Annotated in this window: 19 protein-coding genes; 14 read left to right on the forward strand and 5 right to left on the reverse strand. The window is 59.6% G+C overall.

Translation table 11 applies throughout. The features are described 5' to 3' along the window. Positions 1-33: 33 nt before the first annotated feature. Positions 34-1,071 carry a glycoside hydrolase family 5 protein gene (locus E4631_RS05440; protein WP_240734692.1) on the reverse strand — a complete coding sequence of 346 codons (1,038 nt, stop codon included), beginning with the start codon at positions 1,069-1,071 and terminating at the stop codon, positions 34-36. Positions 1,072-1,343: 272 nt separating this feature from the next. Here E4631_RS05440 and E4631_RS05445 point away from each other — a divergent pair, with 272 nt between their 5' ends. From E4631_RS05445 to E4631_RS05490, 10 genes are all read left to right on the forward strand, one after another. Next, a complete protein-coding gene (locus E4631_RS05445) occupies positions 1,344-1,883 on the forward strand; it encodes a phosphoribosyltransferase (RefSeq protein ID WP_133660091.1) in 540 nt (179 codons plus the stop codon). Between the two features lie 66 nt (positions 1,884-1,949). Beyond that, positions 1,950-2,570: an adenylate kinase gene (locus tag E4631_RS05450; RefSeq protein ID WP_133660092.1), complete on the forward strand. Its 621-nt coding sequence runs from the start codon at positions 1,950-1,952 to the stop codon at positions 2,568-2,570. A 152-nt stretch (positions 2,571-2,722) separates the two neighbouring features. Further along, positions 2,723-3,718 carry a GTPase ObgE gene (gene obgE / locus E4631_RS05455; RefSeq protein WP_133660093.1) on the forward strand — a complete coding sequence of 332 codons (996 nt, stop codon included), beginning with the start codon at positions 2,723-2,725 and terminating at the stop codon, positions 3,716-3,718. Between the two features lie 116 nt (positions 3,719-3,834). Further along, positions 3,835-4,404, forward strand: coding sequence for a nucleotide exchange factor GrpE (locus E4631_RS05460; RefSeq protein ID WP_133660094.1), 570 nt, complete (start codon positions 3,835-3,837; stop codon positions 4,402-4,404). A gap of 140 nt (positions 4,405-4,544) precedes the next feature. Next, a complete protein-coding gene (gene dnaJ, locus E4631_RS05465; protein WP_133660095.1) occupies positions 4,545-5,690 on the forward strand; it encodes a molecular chaperone DnaJ in 1,146 nt (381 codons plus the stop codon). A 232-nt stretch (positions 5,691-5,922) separates the two neighbouring features. Next, a complete protein-coding gene (locus E4631_RS05470; RefSeq protein WP_133660096.1) occupies positions 5,923-6,429 on the forward strand; it encodes an RNA polymerase sigma factor in 507 nt (168 codons plus the stop codon). A gap of 13 nt (positions 6,430-6,442) precedes the next feature. Further along, entirely contained in the window at positions 6,443-7,120 is a 678-nt protein-coding gene (locus E4631_RS05475; protein WP_133660097.1) for a hypothetical protein, read from the forward strand. Positions 7,121-7,209: 89 nt separating this feature from the next. Continuing rightward, positions 7,210-8,166, forward strand: coding sequence for an ABC transporter ATP-binding protein (locus tag E4631_RS05480; protein ID WP_133660098.1), 957 nt, complete (start codon positions 7,210-7,212; stop codon positions 8,164-8,166). Positions 8,167-8,179: 13 nt separating this feature from the next. Then, positions 8,180-9,565 (forward strand): ABC transporter permease, encoded by a 1,386-nt coding sequence (locus E4631_RS05485; protein WP_133660099.1) that lies wholly within the window; start codon positions 8,180-8,182, stop codon positions 9,563-9,565. Between the two features lie 143 nt (positions 9,566-9,708). After that, the gene (locus tag E4631_RS05490) at positions 9,709-10,593 is read left to right on the forward strand and encodes a ChaN family lipoprotein (protein ID WP_133660100.1); all 885 of its coding nucleotides are present in this window, start codon (positions 9,709-9,711) and stop codon (positions 10,591-10,593) included. 95 nt (positions 10,594-10,688) lie between these two features. On the opposite strand, the gene E4631_RS05495 is transcribed toward E4631_RS05490, so the two are convergent. After that, positions 10,689-11,447 (reverse strand): hypothetical protein, encoded by a 759-nt coding sequence (locus E4631_RS05495; protein ID WP_133660101.1) that lies wholly within the window; start codon positions 11,445-11,447, stop codon positions 10,689-10,691. A gap of 199 nt (positions 11,448-11,646) precedes the next feature. On the opposite strand from E4631_RS05495, the gene E4631_RS05500 reads away from it, so the two are divergent. Continuing rightward, a complete protein-coding gene (locus tag E4631_RS05500; protein WP_133660102.1) occupies positions 11,647-12,390 on the forward strand; it encodes a phosphatase PAP2 family protein in 744 nt (247 codons plus the stop codon). Positions 12,391-12,448: 58 nt separating this feature from the next. Here E4631_RS05500 and E4631_RS05505 read toward each other — a convergent pair whose 3' ends face one another. Together E4631_RS05505 and E4631_RS05510 are read right to left on the reverse strand one after the other, a co-directional pair. Further along, positions 12,449-12,637 (reverse strand): hypothetical protein, encoded by a 189-nt coding sequence (locus tag E4631_RS05505; RefSeq protein WP_133660103.1) that lies wholly within the window; start codon positions 12,635-12,637, stop codon positions 12,449-12,451. 39 nt (positions 12,638-12,676) lie between these two features. After that, positions 12,677-13,024, reverse strand: a complete 348-nt coding sequence (locus E4631_RS05510) for an iron-sulfur cluster assembly accessory protein (protein WP_133660104.1) — start codon at positions 13,022-13,024, stop codon at positions 12,677-12,679. A gap of 193 nt (positions 13,025-13,217) precedes the next feature. On the opposite strand from E4631_RS05510, the gene E4631_RS05515 reads away from it, so the two are divergent. After that, positions 13,218-13,754: a hypothetical protein gene (locus E4631_RS05515; RefSeq protein WP_133660105.1), complete on the forward strand. Its 537-nt coding sequence runs from the start codon at positions 13,218-13,220 to the stop codon at positions 13,752-13,754. Positions 13,755-13,831: 77 nt separating this feature from the next. Continuing rightward, positions 13,832-14,362, forward strand: a complete 531-nt coding sequence (locus E4631_RS05520) for a 5'(3')-deoxyribonucleotidase (RefSeq protein ID WP_133660106.1) — start codon at positions 13,832-13,834, stop codon at positions 14,360-14,362. Positions 14,363-14,421: 59 nt separating this feature from the next. Here E4631_RS05520 and bshA read toward each other — a convergent pair whose 3' ends face one another. Next, on the reverse strand, positions 14,422-15,558 hold the full coding sequence (gene bshA / locus E4631_RS05525; protein WP_133660107.1) for an N-acetyl-alpha-D-glucosaminyl L-malate synthase BshA: 1,137 nt from the start codon (positions 15,556-15,558) through the stop codon (positions 14,422-14,424). Positions 15,559-15,727: 169 nt separating this feature from the next. Here bshA and E4631_RS05530 point away from each other — a divergent pair, with 169 nt between their 5' ends. Continuing rightward, positions 15,728-17,518 carry a DUF885 family protein gene (locus tag E4631_RS05530; protein WP_133660108.1) on the forward strand — a complete coding sequence of 597 codons (1,791 nt, stop codon included), beginning with the start codon at positions 15,728-15,730 and terminating at the stop codon, positions 17,516-17,518. Positions 17,519-17,550 lie beyond the last annotated feature (32 nt).

Here is a 17,550-nt window from a genome sequence, read left to right on the forward strand (position 1 = left end):
TAGCCGGCCGGCTGATGGGGGGTAGGGGCCGGGCTACTTGCCTGCGTTGTACTTGCGCAGGTAGGCCCGCGTTTGCCGGCCCGATTCTTTCAGGTCGGCGTCTGACCACGGGCCGGTCGAGCTGGCCGATTTTTGCAGCATCGAGCACGTCTCGTCCTTGTCCGACACCGACCACACTACCCAGCTCAGGCCGCGGGCTTCGAGCCAGTCGATGTATTCCTGCCAGGCCACGGGGTTGAGTGGGCCATCGCCCGAGGCTTCCATGCCCGCCGACTCCGACACGAATACCGGCAGCCCGCTTTGCAGGGCCGCGTCGGTGCGGTCGCGCAGCCACTTGCCGTGCGTGGCGGCGTAAAAGTGCATGGTGTACATCAGGTTTTTGTAGCCTTTAATGGGGTCGGCGGCGGGCAGGTTGATATCCTGGTCCCAGTGCGGGCAGCCCACCAAAATCACGTTCGTCGGGTCGTTGGCCCGAATAACCTTAATTATCTCCTCCGAATACGCCTTCACTTCGGGCCAGCTTTCCTGGTCAGGCTCGTTGAATACCTCGTAGATAATGTTCGGATACTTAGCGTATTTCTTCGACACCTCAGCAAAGAACCCCTTGGCTTCCTGCAAGTTGATGTTGTGGCTGTGCCAGTCGATAATCACATACATATCCGCTTTGATGGCGCCCGCCACCACGGCTTCCACTTTGGCTTTTGAGAAAGCCGGGTCCTGCTTGTAATTGCGTTCGCCTACCTCAATGCCCATGGCGGCCCGCACCACCGTGCACTGAAAATCCTGCCGCAGCCACTGCACCGCCGCCTCGTTGTAGAAGCGCGGCCACAGGCTGTGCCAACCCAAGCTGACGCCCCGCAGCGCAATTTTACTGCCATGCTCATCCAGCAACTGGGTACCGGCCACATGCAGGCGGCCGTGCTGCTGCACAAACTTGCCGGCCGCCGCGCGGGCAACGGGCCGGTAGATAGAAGGATGAGAAGCGGAGGTAAGGGGCGGCGCGGGCGGCTGCGATACATTGGGCATGAGCAACGCCACCACAGCGGCGCACAGGGTCAGGAGAAAAGCCATAGTAGGGAAAATTTCAAGAGGTTACTGGAGGTAGTCAAAATAAACAGGTGCCGAAGTTTCAACAAGAAAATACACACCTGCAGCCCACAAAAAGCCAGGATAGGGTAGCTTTTGCCCACCCTACGGCTTGCGTGGCCCAGGTGGGGGTAGGGACGCAGCCGCCAACGCGCCAGCGTTGGCGGCTGCGTCCTGCGCTAGCCCTCCTGCCGGGGGTTGTGTTGCCGGCGTTACCTTTGCAGCCCGAAACGGCTACCCTGGCTGTTCTTCCTCGCATGGGTCAACCCCTTATCACCCTTCACGACAAGGCCTTCCAGCCGTATCTCTCGGCCGCTGAAATCGCCACGGCCATCGACCAGGTCGCCCTTCGCCTCAACGCTGATTACGCGGGCCGGCAGCCCCTCTTCGTAGTGGTGCTTACCGGGGGCTTCATGTTTGCCACCGATTTGCTCAAGCGCTTCACCGGCAACTGCGAGATTGTGTTCATCCGCGTGGCTTCGTACGAAGGCACGGGCAGCACCGGGCAGGTGCAGGAAATCATGGGCTTGCGTGAGGATGTGCAGGGCCGCGACATTATCCTGGTTGAGGATATTGTAGACACTGGCACCACACTCAATCACCTGCTACCCACCTTGCAAGCCAATAAACCGGCTTCCATTGAGATTGCCGCCATGTTTTTTAAGCCCGCCAGCCTGCGCTACCAGTTGGACTTAAAATATATTGCCTTGGAAATTCCAAATGATTTTGTAGTCGGCTATGGCCTCGATTACGATGGGCTGGGTCGTAACTTGCCCGATGTGTACGTGGCCGTTTAGCCCTGTTTTTCGTAGGCACCCTATCCCATCCCGCCTCGGCGTTCGCGCCCAATTCCCGTTTTTAGTATGCATAACATCGTCCTCTTCGGCCCCCCCGGCGCGGGCAAAGGCACTCAAAGCCAGAAGCTTATTGCCAAATATCACCTTGTGCATCTGAGCACTGGCGACCTGCTACGCGCCCAAATTGCCGAAGGCACCGACCTGGGCCTGCAAGCCAAAAAGCTGATGGACGAAGGTTTCCTCGTGCCCGACGCTGTGGTTATTGGCATGATTGGCAGTGCATTGGAAAAAAACAAGCAGGCCGCCGGCTTCATCTTCGATGGCTTTCCGCGCACTGTGGCCCAGGCCGAAAGCCTCGACCGCCTGCTAGCCGAGCACAACACGAGTGTAGCCTGCATGGTAGCCCTCGAAGTAGGGGAGCAGGAGCTGGTGAAGCGCCTGCTGGAGCGCGGCAAAACCAGCGGCCGCCCCGACGACCAGGACGAAGCCAAAATTAGCCGCCGCGTGCAGGTCTACAACACCGAAACGGCGCAGGTAGCCGGCTATTACGCCAGCCAGCAAAAGTTTTACTCCCTCAATGGCATCGGCGAGATTGAAAGTATTTTCGCCCAAATCAGCGACCTCATCGACCAGCACAAGCCCGCCGAAACGGCCGCTGCCGCCGCTACGCGTGAGGTAAAAGCGTAAGGCGCGTATGCATTGAAACAGCACGTCATGCTGAGCTTGCCGAAGCATCTTGGCCGCTTCATCCAACGAGGCGGCCAAGATGCTTCGGCAAGCTCAGCATGACGTGCTGTTTCAATGCATAACTCATAACTCATAACTCATAACTTAACAAGGTGGCTAATAATAATTTCATCGACTACGTCAAAATCACCTGCCGCTCGGGCAAGGGCGGCGCGGGCTCGCACCACTTTTTCCGGGCCAAGGGCCTGCCCAACGGCGGCCCCGACGGCGGCGATGGGGGTAGAGGCGGCCACATTATCTTGGAAGGCAGCGCGCAGCTCTGGACGCTGCTGCACCTGCAATACCGCAAGCACCTCTTTGCCCAGGATGGCGAGGGCGGCGGTGGCAACCTGCGCTCCGGCGCCCAGGGCGAGGATATCGTCATTCAGGTGCCGCTCGGCACCGTAGCCCGCGACGCCGAAACTGGTGAGGTAAAGCTCGAAATAACCCAGGAGGGCGAGCGCCGCATCCTGACCCCCGGTGGGCGCGGTGGCCTCGGCAACGACCACTTCAAAACCTCCACCAACCAAGCGCCGCAGTATGCCCAGCCCGGCGAGCCCGCCATTGAGGAGCAGGTCATTCTGGAGTTGAAGCTGCTGGCCGACGTGGGCCTCGTGGGCTTCCCCAACGCCGGCAAGAGCACGCTGCTTTCGGTGGTGTCGGCGGCCAAGCCCAAGATTGCGGATTACGCTTTCACCACGCTCGTGCCCAATCTGGGGGTAGTGGCGTACCGTGATTTTCAGTCGTTTGTGATGGCCGACATTCCCGGCATCATCGAGGGCGCGGCCGAGGGTAAGGGCCTGGGTACCCGCTTCCTGCGTCACATTGAGCGCAACTCCATGCTGCTCTTCATGGTAAGCTGCGACAGCCTCGACGTAGCCGCCGAATACAAGGTGCTGCTCAACGAGCTGGAACAGCACAATCCCGACCTGCTCGATAAAAAGCGCCTGCTAGCCATCACTAAGTCCGACATGCTCGACGAGGAGCTGGAAGCCGAGCTGCTCGCCTCCCTACCCCCCGATATGCCGCCCACGCTGTTCATCTCCAGCCTGACTAACAAGAACATCCAGCAGCTGAAAGATATGATTTGGGGGGCACTGCACGAGTAAGCACCAACTAAGTGCCAACTTGGCAGCCTCTTCGCCTTTGGCAAACTCCTTGCGCCCGGCCTGGTACCCCTATGGGAACTCCTTTCACTAGCCGATTCCGCCATTTTTTCCAGAAAATGACCGACGATAATCATATGAATCCTGACGACCAGCCGCTGACCGATAATACCGCCGAGCACACCGCCGGCGAGCAAGACATTGCCACCAACGACACTACTTCGGAAGCCGGTGCTAGCGAAGGTGCTACCCGCGCCGAAGCTGACTTGGCCGAGCTGAAAGACAAATACTTGCGCCTGGCCGCCGAGTTTGAAAACTACAAGCGCCGCACCGCCAAGGAGCGCACCGACCTCTTCAAAACCGCCAACCAGGAGTTGATGGTGGCGCTGATACCGGTGCTTGATGACTTCGACCGGGCCCGGCTACACACGCAGGGCACCGCCGACCCGGCCGCGCTGCAAAACGCGCTCGATATTACTTATAATAAGCTTAGCAAAACATTGCAGCAAAAAGGCTTGACCGCGATGGATGCGAAAGGCGGCGACTTTGATGCCGAGCTGCACGAGGCCATCACGCAGATTCCGGCGCCCAGCGACGATTTGCGCGGCAAGATTGTTGATGAGATTGAAAAAGGCTATTACTTAGGCGATAAGGTTATCCGGCACGCCAAGGTAGTATTAGGACAATAGAATAGGACAATCATATAAGAGCGTCATGCTGAGCTTGGCGAGGCATCTTTACCGCGTGAGTAACCCTAACGCTAGTAGTTAGTTGCGCGGTAGAGATGCTTTGGTAAGCGTAGCACGACGGTCAAACGCAGTAAATAGCAATGGCAACCGTAAAGCGCGATTATTACGAAGTATTAGGGATAGCGAAGAACGCGGAAGGCGACGTTATTAAGTCGGCCTACCGCAAAATGGCTATTAAGTATCATCCCGATAAAAACCCCGACGACCCCACGGCCGAGGACAAGTTTAAGGAAGCCGCGGAGGCCTACGAGATACTTAGCGACGGCGACAAGCGGGCGCGTTATGACCGGTTTGGCCACCAGGGCGGCGGCGGCAGCGGCCACGCGCAGAACATGGAGGATATCTTCTCGCAGTTCGGCGATATTTTTGGTGGCGGCGGTGGGGGCTTCGAGGGCTTCTTCGGCGGTGGGCGCGGCCAGGGCGGCCGGCGCGTGAAGAAGGGCTCCAACCTGCGCATCAAGCTGAAGCTTGATTTGGAAGAAGTTGCTAACGGTGTTGAGAAAAAAATAAAGGTGAAGCGCTACGTGGCTTGCCAGCCGTGTAGCGGTACCGGCGCCAAAAACGGCACCGAGCTCAAAACCTGCGCTACCTGCCAGGGCACCGGCCAGACCAAGCGCGTGGTGAACACGATGCTCGGCCAGATGGTGAGCGCCAGCACTTGCCCTACCTGCCACGGTGAGGGCAAAACCATCTCCACGAATTGCGACGTGTGCAAGGGCGAAGGCCGCCAGCTGCATGAGGAAGTAATTCCCATCAACATTCCGGCCGGAGTGGCCAACGATATGCAGCTGAGCATGAGCGGCAAAGGTAATTTCCCCGAGCGTGGCGGCGTGCCCGGCGACCTGCTGATTCAGATTGAGGAGGAGCCACACGAGTTCCTCAAGCGCGATGGCAACAACATCATGTTTGAGCAGTACATCTCGTTTATGGATGCGGCGCTGGGTGCAAACCTGGAGGTGCCTACCATCGAAGGCAAGGTAAAAATCAAGGTGGACCCCGGCACGCAGCCGGGCAAAATCCTGCGCCTGCGCGGCAAGGGCATCAAGGACCTGAATGGCTACGGCCGCGGCGACCAGCTCATTCATCTCAACGTGTGGACTCCTAAGAACGTGAGTAGCCAGGAGCGCGAAATCCTGGAGAAGCTGCGCGAGTCGGACAACTTCACGCCGCACCCTGGTAAGAATGAAAAAGGCTTCTTTGAGAAAGTAAAGGAGTACTTCCAATAATCGCGCGGCATTACTTGTCTGAACCGCGGATTTTTCGGATTCATCGGATTAGTCGGATTTTGTGGACGATTTGCTGCCATTAACCCACTAAAAAAGGCCACCCACACGGGTGGCCTTTTTTAGTTTGTATCCACAAAATCCGACCAATCCGATGAATCCGAAAAATCCGCGGTTCAGACAGTAATGCTACGCGGCCTTCGGCGATATATCTTCCCGAAACACCTTTACTCGCATGAGCGCTGCCCCGTCTGCTGATTTTCTGGCTGCTTTGCACGACTACCAGCCGCTGGTGCGGCGCGTGTGCCGGCTCTACTGCCAGGACGCCGACGACCGGCAGGACTTGTTCCAGGAAATCGTGCTGCAATTGTGGCGGGCCTGGCCGCGATACGTGCCCCAACCCGATACCAAGCTCAGCACCTGGCTATACCGCATTGCCCTGAACGTGGCCATTTCTAACCTGCGGCAGCGCACCCGCCGGCCGGCCCCGGTCAGCGTGGAGGGCGAAGCCTGGCATCTGGCCCAGCCTGCTGAAAGCAGCCTTTATGAGCCGGAGGAAACAGCCGCGCTCTACCGCGCCATCGACCAACTTTCGGACGTGGATAAAGCCTTCGTGCTCCTGTACCTGGAAGACCGGCCGTATGACGAGATGGCCGATATTCTGGGCATTACCCAGAACAACGTGCGCGTGAAGATGCACCGGGTTCAGGAAAAGCTGCGCCGCCAATTGATTCGGGCTTAACTACTTATTGATTATGGAACTTGATGATTTGCGACGGCACTGGCAGCAGCACGAACCGGTGGCTCCCACAGGGCTTACGGCTGACTCCCTTATTGCGCTGCTGGCTCACCAACGAGTGGGAGTAGTAGAAAAAATGCGCCGTAACGCACGGTGGGAAATGGCCCTGATGGTAGCGCTAGCGGTATTCACAGCTGGGTTCTTACCCTATGTGCCAGAGTTAGGTTTATTGCCTTACTTGACGTTGCTGCTTGCCTTAGGGCTATTTTACTACTACTACCGAGTGCTGGGCGTACTGCGCCAAATGACAGAAACGGCCAGTAGCGTGCGAAGCCACTTAATGCTTCTCTGCTTTGGGCTCCGGCAGCTACTGCGCTTCAACTACCGCCTGACGCTGGCTATGGTACCAGTTACCATGTTGACGGTATTAGGGATGCCATTCGGTCGGGAAATGGTCCATATTGGCCAGCAGCTAGGACGCCAAGAGCAAGTAAATTGGGGGCGGCTACTACTGCTCACTGGTATAGGGCTCGCGGCTGGTGCGCTGATGCAAGTGCTGGTGATACCTGTTACCCGTTGGTACCTACAGCGCCTCTACGGCCAGCACCTCGACCGGCTCGAAAGACAGCTGCGCGAGCTGGACGACAGTGAGCTGCCGACCAGCCCCAGTTTAGCGCCCGATTTCACCGCTTAGGAGCCCATTCTGACGGTTTGAGCAGCCGGGCGAGCTGCCCGCCGCGCCTAGCTGCTACATTTACACCACCACCCTACCCCCCTTTTTCTATGCAAAACCCTACCTCTCGGCCTATTCTGGAAGCCCGCGACGTGCGCAAGCACTACGCCGCCCACACGGCCCTCGATGGCGTGAGCCTGGCCGTGCCCGAAGGCAGCATCTTCGGCCTGCTCGGGCCTAATGGCGCAGGCAAAACTTCGCTCATTCGCATTATTACCCAAATAACGGGGGCCGACTCGGGCGAAATTCTGTTTCGTGGGGCGAAGCTGAACCCGAGCCACATCGGCCAGATTGGCTACTTGCCCGAGGAGCGGGGGCTATATAAAAAGATGAAGGTGGGCGAGCAGCTGCTGTACCTGGCTCAGCTGCGCGGCTTACCCCGCGCCGACGCAGTGCAGCGCATCAAAGGCTGGCTCGACCGGCTCGACCTGAAGGCCTGGGCGCAGAAAAACGTGGAAGACCTCAGCAAGGGCATGCAGCAAAAGGTGCAGTTCGTGGCCACGGTGCTGCACGAGCCCAGCCTGATTATCCTGGATGAGCCGTTTTCGGGCTTCGACCCGATTAATGCCAACCTGATAAAAGATGAGATTTTGCGGCTGCGCGACCAGGGCGCCACCATCATCTTCTCGACGCACCGCATGGAATCGGTGGAGGAGTTGTGCGACAATATTGCCCTCATCAACCGCTCGCGCAAGGTGCTCGACGGGCCGGTGTCGCAGATTAAAAACCAGTTCAAAACCAATACTTACGAGGTAGAGGGCCAGGGCCGGCTGCTGGTAGTGCACCCCGACTTTGAGGTGTTGGAGCAAAAGGAACGCGAAAACGACCATTTCTTTGCCCGCATTCAGCTGCACGCCGGTACTACGCCCAACGACCTGCTGCGCTTTCTCATCGGGCAGGTGCAGGTGCAGGCTTTCCGGGAGCGCATTCCGAGCATCAACGAAATATTTATTCAGCGGGTGCGCGAAACCATGCCCGAGTCTTTAACCGAAGCCGTCACTGCCTAGCCCCCCCGAACTCATGGATAAAATCTGGCTCATCATTCAGCGCGAGTACCTGACCCGCGTGCGTAAAAAAAGCTTCCTGGTGATTTCGCTGCTGGCCCCGCTTCTGCTGGCTGGCACTACCATCGCCGTGAGCAAGCTCAACTCGGCCTCGGGGCCCGATGTGGTGGCCGTGCACGACGCCAGCGGCCTGCAAGTAGCGGCCCACCTTACCGATACCGACGAGATTCACTTCGTGCCCGCTACCCCCGGCACCCTGGCCCAAGCCCAGGCAGCTTTCGAAAAAGCCAAGCCCAAGCAGGCTGCGCTGCTCAGCTTTCCGGCCGGCTTTGGCCTCGACAGCGCCAAGGGCACCCAGATTCTGGCGAAGGGTAACGTGTCGCTCAACCGGCAGAATAACATCCGCAAGGCTGTGAATAAGGCCATTGGCGAATTGAAAATGGCCCGTTCGGGCCTCAAGCAGGAAACGATTGACAACCTGCAGGCCAAGGTAGACCTCGCAGCCATCAACCTGGATGAGCTTGGCGGCAAGCGCAACGACGTGGGTACGACTACAGCGATGGCCTATTTTCTGTCCATCCTGGTGTATATGTTCATCTTCATTTACGGCGTGCAGGTGATGCGCGGCGTGAGCGAGGAAAAGTCGAACCGCATCATGGAAGTCATGATTTCGTCGGTGAAGCCGTTTCAGCTCATGATGGGAAAAATTCTGGGGATTGCGGGCGTCGTGCTCACGCAGTTTGCGCTGTGGCTGGTGCTCTCGTGGGGCATCACAACCGTGGTAATGCCCCTGCTGTTGAAGAATGATAAGCCGACGACGACCATCACGACGAATGGCGCGACGGTGGTGCGCCCGGCGGCGCCAGCTAGCAGTCCGGCCGTGGCCGCCACTAGCCCCGCGGGCGACCAGGCGGCCGTGGCCACGCCGCAGCCCGGCCATCCCTTCAGCATCTGGAGCGTGCTCGATGGGCTGCCCATTGGCAGCATTATCGGCGGCTTCCTGTTCTATTTCCTGGGCGGCTACCTGCTGTATTCGGCCATGTTTGCGGCCATCGGTTCGGCGGTGGACGACCAGACCGATGCGCAGCAGTTTATGTTTCCGGTTACTATTCCGCTCATCCTGAGCTACATCGTGAGCATCAACGTTATCATCAACGGCGACCCCAATGGCCCGCTGGCCTTCTGGCTGTCGATGATTCCGTTTACCTCGCCCATCGCCATGGTCATGCGCCTGCCCTTCGGCGTACCGACCTGGCAGCTGGTGCTATCGGGCGCGCTGCTGATTGTGGGCTTCGTGGGCGTGACGTGGGTGGCGGCCCGCATCTACCGCGTGGGCATCCTTATGTATGGCAAGAAAGTGACCTACAGCGAGCTATCGAAGTGGATGTTTTATAAGGGGTAAACAAGGGGCTAACATATCCGTTTGTCATTGCGAGCGCAACGAAGTGGAGCGCGGCAATCTCTCCTTCCCGTTTGGGTTAGTAATCCAACGATTAGGAAGGATTACCGCGCTCCACTTCGTTGCGCTCGCAATGACAAACGGATATGATACAAAAACTTCTTTCGCTCCTATTGCTGCTACCGCTACTGGCCTTCGCGCCCGCTGGCGACCGGCCCGCCTACCGCCTCTTCACCGCGCAAGGCCAGGTGGCCGATTATGACCAGATGCTCGCGCAGCTGGCGCAGGCCGACGTGGTGCTCTTTGGCGAGCAGCATAATGACCCCATCGCCCACTGGCTGGAATTGCAGGTAGCCAAAGACTTAGCCAAGTTGAAAGGCCCCGGTAAGCTGGTGCTGGGGATGGAGATGTTTGAGCGCGACGTGCAGCCGCTAGTGGCGCAGTACGCCGCCGGTACGCTGCCCGACTCGGCCTTTGAGCGCCAGAGCCGGCCCTGGCCCAACTACGCCACCGATTACCGGCCGTTGCTACAATGGGCCCGCGAGGTGCAAGTGCCAGTCATTGGCACCAATGCGCCGCGCCGCTACGCCCAGCAGGTAGCGCGTGGCTCATCGGCGGCCCTTGACAAGCTGCCGGCCGAAGAAAAGGCTTACTTCGTGCCCCTACCCCTCAAAGTAGACTACGAGCTGCCAGGCTATAAGAATATGGCTGCCATGTTTGGCGGCGATGGCTCGGCCCACGGCGGCGGGGCGCGCAACATCATTCAGGCGCAAGCGCTGAAAGATGCGACAATGGCCACCTACATCCGTCGTAGCCTCAGCCCCGGCCAAACGCTGCTCCACTTCAACGGCTCGTACCACTCCGACCACCATGATGGCATCGTGGCTTACCTGCGGGCGGGTAAGCCAGCCTTGCGCATTCAAACGGTGAGCATGGTGACCCAGAGCCAGTTGCAGCAGCTGGATAAGGAAAATGTTGACCTGGCCGACTACGTCATCGTCGTGCCCGACGACATGACCAAGACTTATTAGGAGCCGTAGCGCGAACTTTGTAGTTTGCGCCCCCCCTGCCGTTAAAGTCAACCAAATGGCGCGGGGACGCGAACTACAAAGTTCGCGCTACTGCGCTAAATGAGCGCATCAGGCGTAGTGGCGGCTGGGTGGCGGCGCACCTGGATGGTCGCGTACACCACCAGCGCTACCAGCAGGCCCATTAGAATGAGCGAGGAGCCTTCGGTGCCAAAGCCCAGGCCCTGCTTTTCGACGGGTTTGGTAAGCAGGTCGCCGAAGGTGGCGCCGAAAGGCCGCGTTAGCACAAAAGCAATCCAGAAGAGCAGCACCGAGGAAATTTTAGTGAAGTAATGGGCCAGCACCACCAGCACCAGTAGGCTGCCGATGAGTAGGGCGCCGCCCCCAAAGCCCAGGCCCGAATCATCGGCCAGGTAGTCGCCCAGCGCCGTGCCCAGCGTATTGGAAAACAGGATGGCCGTCCAGTAAAACAGCTCGCCCCGGCGGGTAGTAATGTCACTTACCGACAGCGACTTCTCCGTTAGGCGCCAGACGCCCAGTACCACGAGTAGAATGGTAATCAGGATGGCCGTGCCAGTGGCGTAGCCCAGGCCCAGGGTGCGGTCCATGTAGTCGGACATGGTAGTACCGGCCGTGCTGGTGGCCAAAATCACGGCCCAGTATAACGCTGGAATGTAGCGCTTGGCCGCCAGCTGCCCGGCCAGCGTGACCAGAAAGAACCCAATAAAAAGCAGCGAGCTGACGGCGTAGCCTACGTTCAGGGTCTGGGCTAGCAGGTCACCGCCCGTTTCGCCGAGCGTGGTGGCGCAGATTTTCATTATCCAAAAGAGCAGGGTTACTTCTGGTATTTTTTTCATGCGATAAGCGAGGCAAAGCGATAGGAGGGGGGTAGGGAGCAGCGCTGCCGATGCTATGCGGCTTCGGGGCAGTTGTGCGCTCCGAAGCGCAACAATAGGGCATGATTCTGAGCATAATCTGAGGGTGTAATGCAGCTTGGCCGCGCCTCAACTACTGGGGGCGCGGGCCGTATGCGAAAGCAATCCATCGGCTATCGCTATGCTTTTTCACCGTTTTTTGTTTGTAATCCGGGCCGTTTGGCAGCGCCATCGGCCGTTGCTGCTGGGGTTGTTTATGGGGTTGGTGCTGCCGTGGTTCCTCTTCGTGCGGCTGGCCCGCGAGGTGTGGGAGGGCGAGGGCCTGCCCGGCGACCGCGGCATCCTGGAGTTTTTACACGCCCACGCCAGCCCGGCGCAGGATGCGGTGGCCCTGGCCTTGTCCCGCCTCGGTGGCCCCGTGGGCGGGTCGGTGCTGGCCGGCAGCATTGCGCTGGGGCTGTGGCTGGCGGCGCAGCGGCGGGCGTTTGGGTTTTTCAGCCTGGCTGTGGTGGGGGCCGAGCTGCTGAACGCGGCCGCCAAAATGCTGCTGGCGCGTCCCCGACCCGACCTGTGGGTGTCGCTGACGCCGCTCACTTCTTACAGCTTCCCGAGCGGGCACTCGATGGCGGCCGCCGCGCTGGCGGCGGCGGGTATCGTGCTGCTGTGGGGCACGCGCGGGCGCTGGGTGGCCGTGGGGCTGGGCAGCGCGTGGGCACTGAGCATGGGCTGGTCGCGCCTGTACTTGGGCGTGCACTACCCCTCCGATGTGCTGGCGGGCTGGGTGGGGTCGGTGGGCTGGGTGTGGGGCCTGCATGTGCTCTATGCTAAGCAGTTTGGCGAGCTGCGCGCCACCTGGGGCGCAATCGGCCCCTACTGGCGGGGCTCGGCCGTGCAGGCGCTGGCGCGGCCTTCGGCCTCCGAGTAGGGGGTAGGGTACGAAAAAGCCCGGTAGAACCGGGCTTTCCGTAACATCAAACTAGCGGCTAATCTTCTGAATCGTTGGGCTTGAGGTGTTCCAGCGCGCCGGTTAGCTGCTGGCGCAGCTGCTTGCCCGAGTCAGCGGGGCCGTCCTCCTGAATGTTGTACTGCTTTTGCAGGCGCTGCCACTCGTCAAGGGGAATAAAAACCCCCGTAATGTTGCCCTTGGCATCGGAGAGATACTTGATATCCATAGCTATGCGCGGGCTTGGGGCCAGCAAAGGGGGTAGGGACTACGCCGAAAACGACGAGCCGCAGCCGCAGGTGCTCTTGGCCTGGGGGTTGTTGAAGGTGAAGCCGCGGGCGTTGAGGCCGTCCTGAAAGTCAACCTCCATGCCCAGCACGTACATAGCGTGCTTTTTATCCATGATGAGCTGCACGCCGTCGAGGTCGTACACTTCGTCCTGCTCCTTGGCCTTGTCAAAACCCAGCAGGTAGCTCATGCCCGAGCAGCCGCCGCCCTGCACGCCAATGCGCAGGCCGTAGTCGGCGGGCACGCTTTTCTCCTGAATAATATTTTTAACCTCCACTAAAGCGCGGGAAGTGAGGCCAATGGGCGGAGCTAGCGTGGTAGTAGCCATATCTGGTGCGAGTGTAGAATGAATGTAACTAAGACAAATATACGCGGGCTACAGGTAGGCCGCCCCATTCAACAAGGTAGGGTAGGCGGCGGTTCACGCTGGCGGGTGGGGGTAGGGTTTTGGGGCACCAAAGGAGCATAAAATCCGGCGCTACCGTAGTTTCACGGCAAGCTATAGCATTTACTCCTATTTTATGGACGCCACCACGTATTTCTTTGACTTACTCAAGACTATTCTGCCCGCGCTCATCGTGGCCGGAGCCATCTACCTGCTTTTTCGCCAGTATTTAGAAAAAGAACAGCAGCGCCGGCTCATCGAACTGCGCCTCGACAGCAGCAAAACTACCCTGCCCCTGCGCCTGCAAGCCTACGAGCGCGTAACGCTGCTGCTGGAGCGCATCGCGCCCAGCAATATTCTAGTGCGCCTGAGCAGCGCCGGCCAGAATGCGGCCGACTACCACCGCCTCTTACAGCAGGAAATCCGGGGCGAGTTTGAGCACAATTTTGCGCAGCAGCTTTACATGAGTCCCGAAGCCTGGGGCCAGGTGAAGCAGGCCAAAGAAGACGTGCTGACGATGGTAAACCGCGCCTTTCACGGCCTCCAAAACCCGACCCAGCTGCGCGGTACCGAGCTGGCCAAGCGCATCCTCGAAGGCCTCATGACCGACGCCGCCGACCCCACCGCCCAGGCGCTGGCCATGGTAAAGCGCGAGGCCGCCGGGCTGTTTTAATGTAAAACGGAGTGGTACTCCGTTTCCACCCGCGCTAAACACGCGCCAAACGGAGTGCCACTCCGTTTTACAACCTCATGCCCAAACAACGAATTGCCATTGATATGGACGAGGTAATGGCTGACTCTATTGCCCGATTTCAGGAGTGGTACGGCCGCGATTTTCAGGTAGAATTGACGCTGGAAACGCTGCGCGGCAAAAGCCCGTACGAGGCCGTGGCGCCCGAGCACCAGCCCTCCTTGCGCGCCTACCCCAACGCCGAGGGCTTTTTTCGCGACCTTCCGGTTATCCAAGACAGCCAGCGCGTTATCGAAGAATTGAATCGAAAATACGAGGTGTTTATCGCCACGGCCGCGATGGAATTTCCAAATTCCTTTCTTGATAAATACCAGTGGCTGCAACGGCATTTTCCGTTTCTGCACTGGCGCAACTTCGTGTTTTGCGGCGATAAAAGCATTATCAATGCTGATTATCTCATCGACGACAATGCGTATAATTTCGACGGTTTTCGGGGGGTAGGGCTGCTGTTTGATGCGCCGCACAACGCGCACGAAACTGGCTGCCGACGCGTGCATAGCTGGCAGGAAGTGGCAGATATTCTGCTGTAAGCGTGTGCGGTAAGCTTTAGCTTGCCGGGCCGGCTGATGGTGGCCCGGCAAGCTAAAGCTTACCGCACACTCAGCGCCAGCTGCGCGGCGCGCTCGTAACAGGCCTCGTAGAGCGGCACGATGTTGTCCACGGCAAACTCTTCGGCGCGGGCGCGGGCGGCGGCTTTAAAGCGGGGTAGGTTGGCGTCGTCGAGCACGTAGAGGGCATTTTTGACCATGTCGTCGATGTCGCCGATGTTGCTGAGGGTGCCGGTTACGCCGTCCACGTTCAGCTCGGGGATGCCGCCGGCGTTGGTGCTCACTACGGGCATTTCGCAGGCCATGGCTTCGAGCGCGGCGAGGCCAAAGCTCTCATTCTCAGAGGGCATGAGGAACAAGTCGCCCACGCTGAGGACTTCCTCCACGGCTTCGAGCTTGCCCAGGAAGCGCACGTCGCGCTGGCAGTCGAGGTCGCGGGCCAGCTTCTCCATGCGCGAGCGGTCGGGGCCGTCGCCCACCAGCAGCAGCTTGGCCGGAATGACCTTGCGCACCCCGCAGAAGATGCGCAGCACGTCTTCGACCCGCTTCACCGCCCGGAAATTGCTGGTGTGGATGAGCAGCTTTTCGCCCTCGGGCGCAATGGCGGCCCGGAAGTGGCTCTTATCCTGCTTCTTAAAGCGCTTGAGGTCGATGAAATTGGGGATGACCTCAATCTTGCGCTCCACGGGAAAATACTCGTAGGTTTCGCGGCGCAAATCGGCCGACACGGCCGTGACGCCGTCGCTCTCGTTGATGCTGAACGTAACCACCGGCTCATAGCTGGCATCCTTGCCCACGAGCGTGATGTCGGTGCCGTGCAGGGTCGTGACCACTGGCACCGTGATGCCCCGCGAGCGCAGAATCTGCTTGGCTAGGTATGCGGCCGAGGCGTGCGGAATGGCGTAGTGAACGTGCAGTACATCAAGCTTTTCGTTCTGCACAATATCTACCATCTTGCTGGCCAGCGCCGACTCGTAGGGCGGAAACTGGAAGAGCGGATACGTGGGCACGTACACTTCGTGGTAGAAGACGTTCTCGTTGAAAAAGTCGAGCCGCACCGGCTGGCTGTAGGTGATAAAATGGACCTTGTGACCGCGTTGGGCCAGGGCCTTGCCCAGCTCGGTGGCAACCACGCCGGAGCCGCCAAAGGTGGGGTAGCAAACAATGCCGATGTTCATGTGAGAAGAATAGGGGGGCGAGGGGCTAACCAGAATACGCGGCGGAGGTTTGGCCGCAACCTCGCCCGGCTAGTTGGTGACTTTACGCGGAGCGGGTGCGCAAAAGGCTCCGTGAGCCAAACGGAGGCTGCCGCGTAGCTTTGGGTTGCTATTTATTCTTGATTTGTTAATGAAGCATATTTTACTGGCAGGTTGCCTGGTGGCCGGGCTGGCCCTACCCACCCTAGCGCAGCCCACGCGCGCCAAAGCGCCCACCGCCAGGCCAGTAGGCTCTTCGCCGCTGGCGGCACTGTTTACGAATTATTGGGAAGAGCAGGCCCGCCTGTACCCGCTGCAAGCCACCGCGCAGGGTGATAACCGCTACAACGACCAGCTGCCCAACTCTGGTACCGTGGCGTTTCGGCACTTGCAGCGCAGCCTCTACGAGCGCTACCGCGACCAGCTGGCGCGGATTGACCGCAGCCGACTGACGGCCGCTGACCAGACCAGCTACGACGTGTTTCAGTACGAAATGACGAGCCGGCTGGCCAGCCTGAAGCAGCCCACCTGGACGATGCCGTTCACGCAGTTCAGCGGGCTGCCCATCGAACTGGCGCAGCTGGGCGCGGGCACCGGCGCGCAGCCGTTTAAAACGGTGCCGGACTACGACAACTGGCTGGCCCGCGTGCGGCAGTTTCCGGTGTGGGCCGATACGGCGATGGCCGACTTCCGCCAGGGTATGCGGCGGGGGGTAGTACTACCCAAGGTATTGGTGCAGAAAATGATGCCGCAGCTGGAAGCGCTGGCCGTGGCTGAGCCCGAGCAGAGTGTTTTTTACGGCCCTGTCAAGCTGCTGCCAGCCACGTTTTCGGCCGCCGACAAGCAGCGGCTGACTGCCGCCTACGCGGCCGCTATCCACACCCAACTGGTGCCGACCTACCGCAAGTTGGCAGCTTTTCTGCGCGATGAGTACCTGCCCGCTGCCCGCACCAGCACCGGTATCGCAGCCGTGCCCGGCGGGGCCGATATGTACGCCACCGCCGTGGCCTACTGGACCACCACGACCCGCACGCCGGAGGAAATCTACCAGACTGGCCTCTCTGAAGTGGCCCGCATCAAGGGCGAGATGGAGCAGGTGCGCGGGCAAATTGGCTACTCAGGCACCTTGTCCGAGCTGTTGGCTTCGCTTTCGACCGACCCCAAATTTCGGCCTTACAAAACACCCGAGGACGTGCTCAATGGCTTTCGCGCTATTCAGGGGCGGGTCGAGCCGGGCCTACCCCGCCTGTTTGGGCGTATGCCCAAGACGGCGTTTGAGATTAGGCAGACGGAGGCGTTTCGCGCGGCTTCGGCCAGCGCGCAGTACAACCGCGGCGCGGCCGATGGCTCGCGGCCGGGCATTTTCTACGTGCCTATTCTTGACGCCACCAAGTTTAAGACGCCGGGCATGGAGTCGCTGTTTTTGCACGAGGCCATTCCGGGCCACCACTTCCAGGTATCGCTGCAGCAGGAGAATACGAATCTGCCCAAGTTTCAGCGGTTTGCGTTTTACTCGGCTTTCAGCGAAGGCTGGGCGCTGTACACCGAAAGTCTGGGCAAGGAGCTGGGCATGTACACCGACCCCTACCAGTACCTGGGCGCGCTGAGCGCCGAGATGCACCGCGCCATCCGGCTGGTGGTGGATGTGGGTATGCACGCCAAGGGCCTCACCCGTGAGCAGGCTATCGAGTACATGCTGGCCAACGAGGCTACGACCGAGCCGGGCGCCACCGCCGAAATCGAGCGCTACATGGCCTGGCCCGGTCAGGCGCTGGCCTACAAAACCGGCCAGCTTAAGATTCGGGAGCTGCGCACGCGCTACGAAAAGCAGCTCGGGCCGAAGTTCTCACTGAAGGCTTTTCACGATGAATTATTGCTCGACGGGGCCATGCCGCTGGCCGTGCTGGAGCAAAGAATGGATGCCTGGGCGGCCAGGCAATAGCGCGCAGAGTTTCGCGGAGTTGGCAGAGTTTC

The sequence above is a fragment of the Hymenobacter sp. UV11 genome, from assembly GCF_004684095.1.
Taxonomy (GTDB): domain Bacteria; phylum Bacteroidota; class Bacteroidia; order Cytophagales; family Hymenobacteraceae; genus Hymenobacter.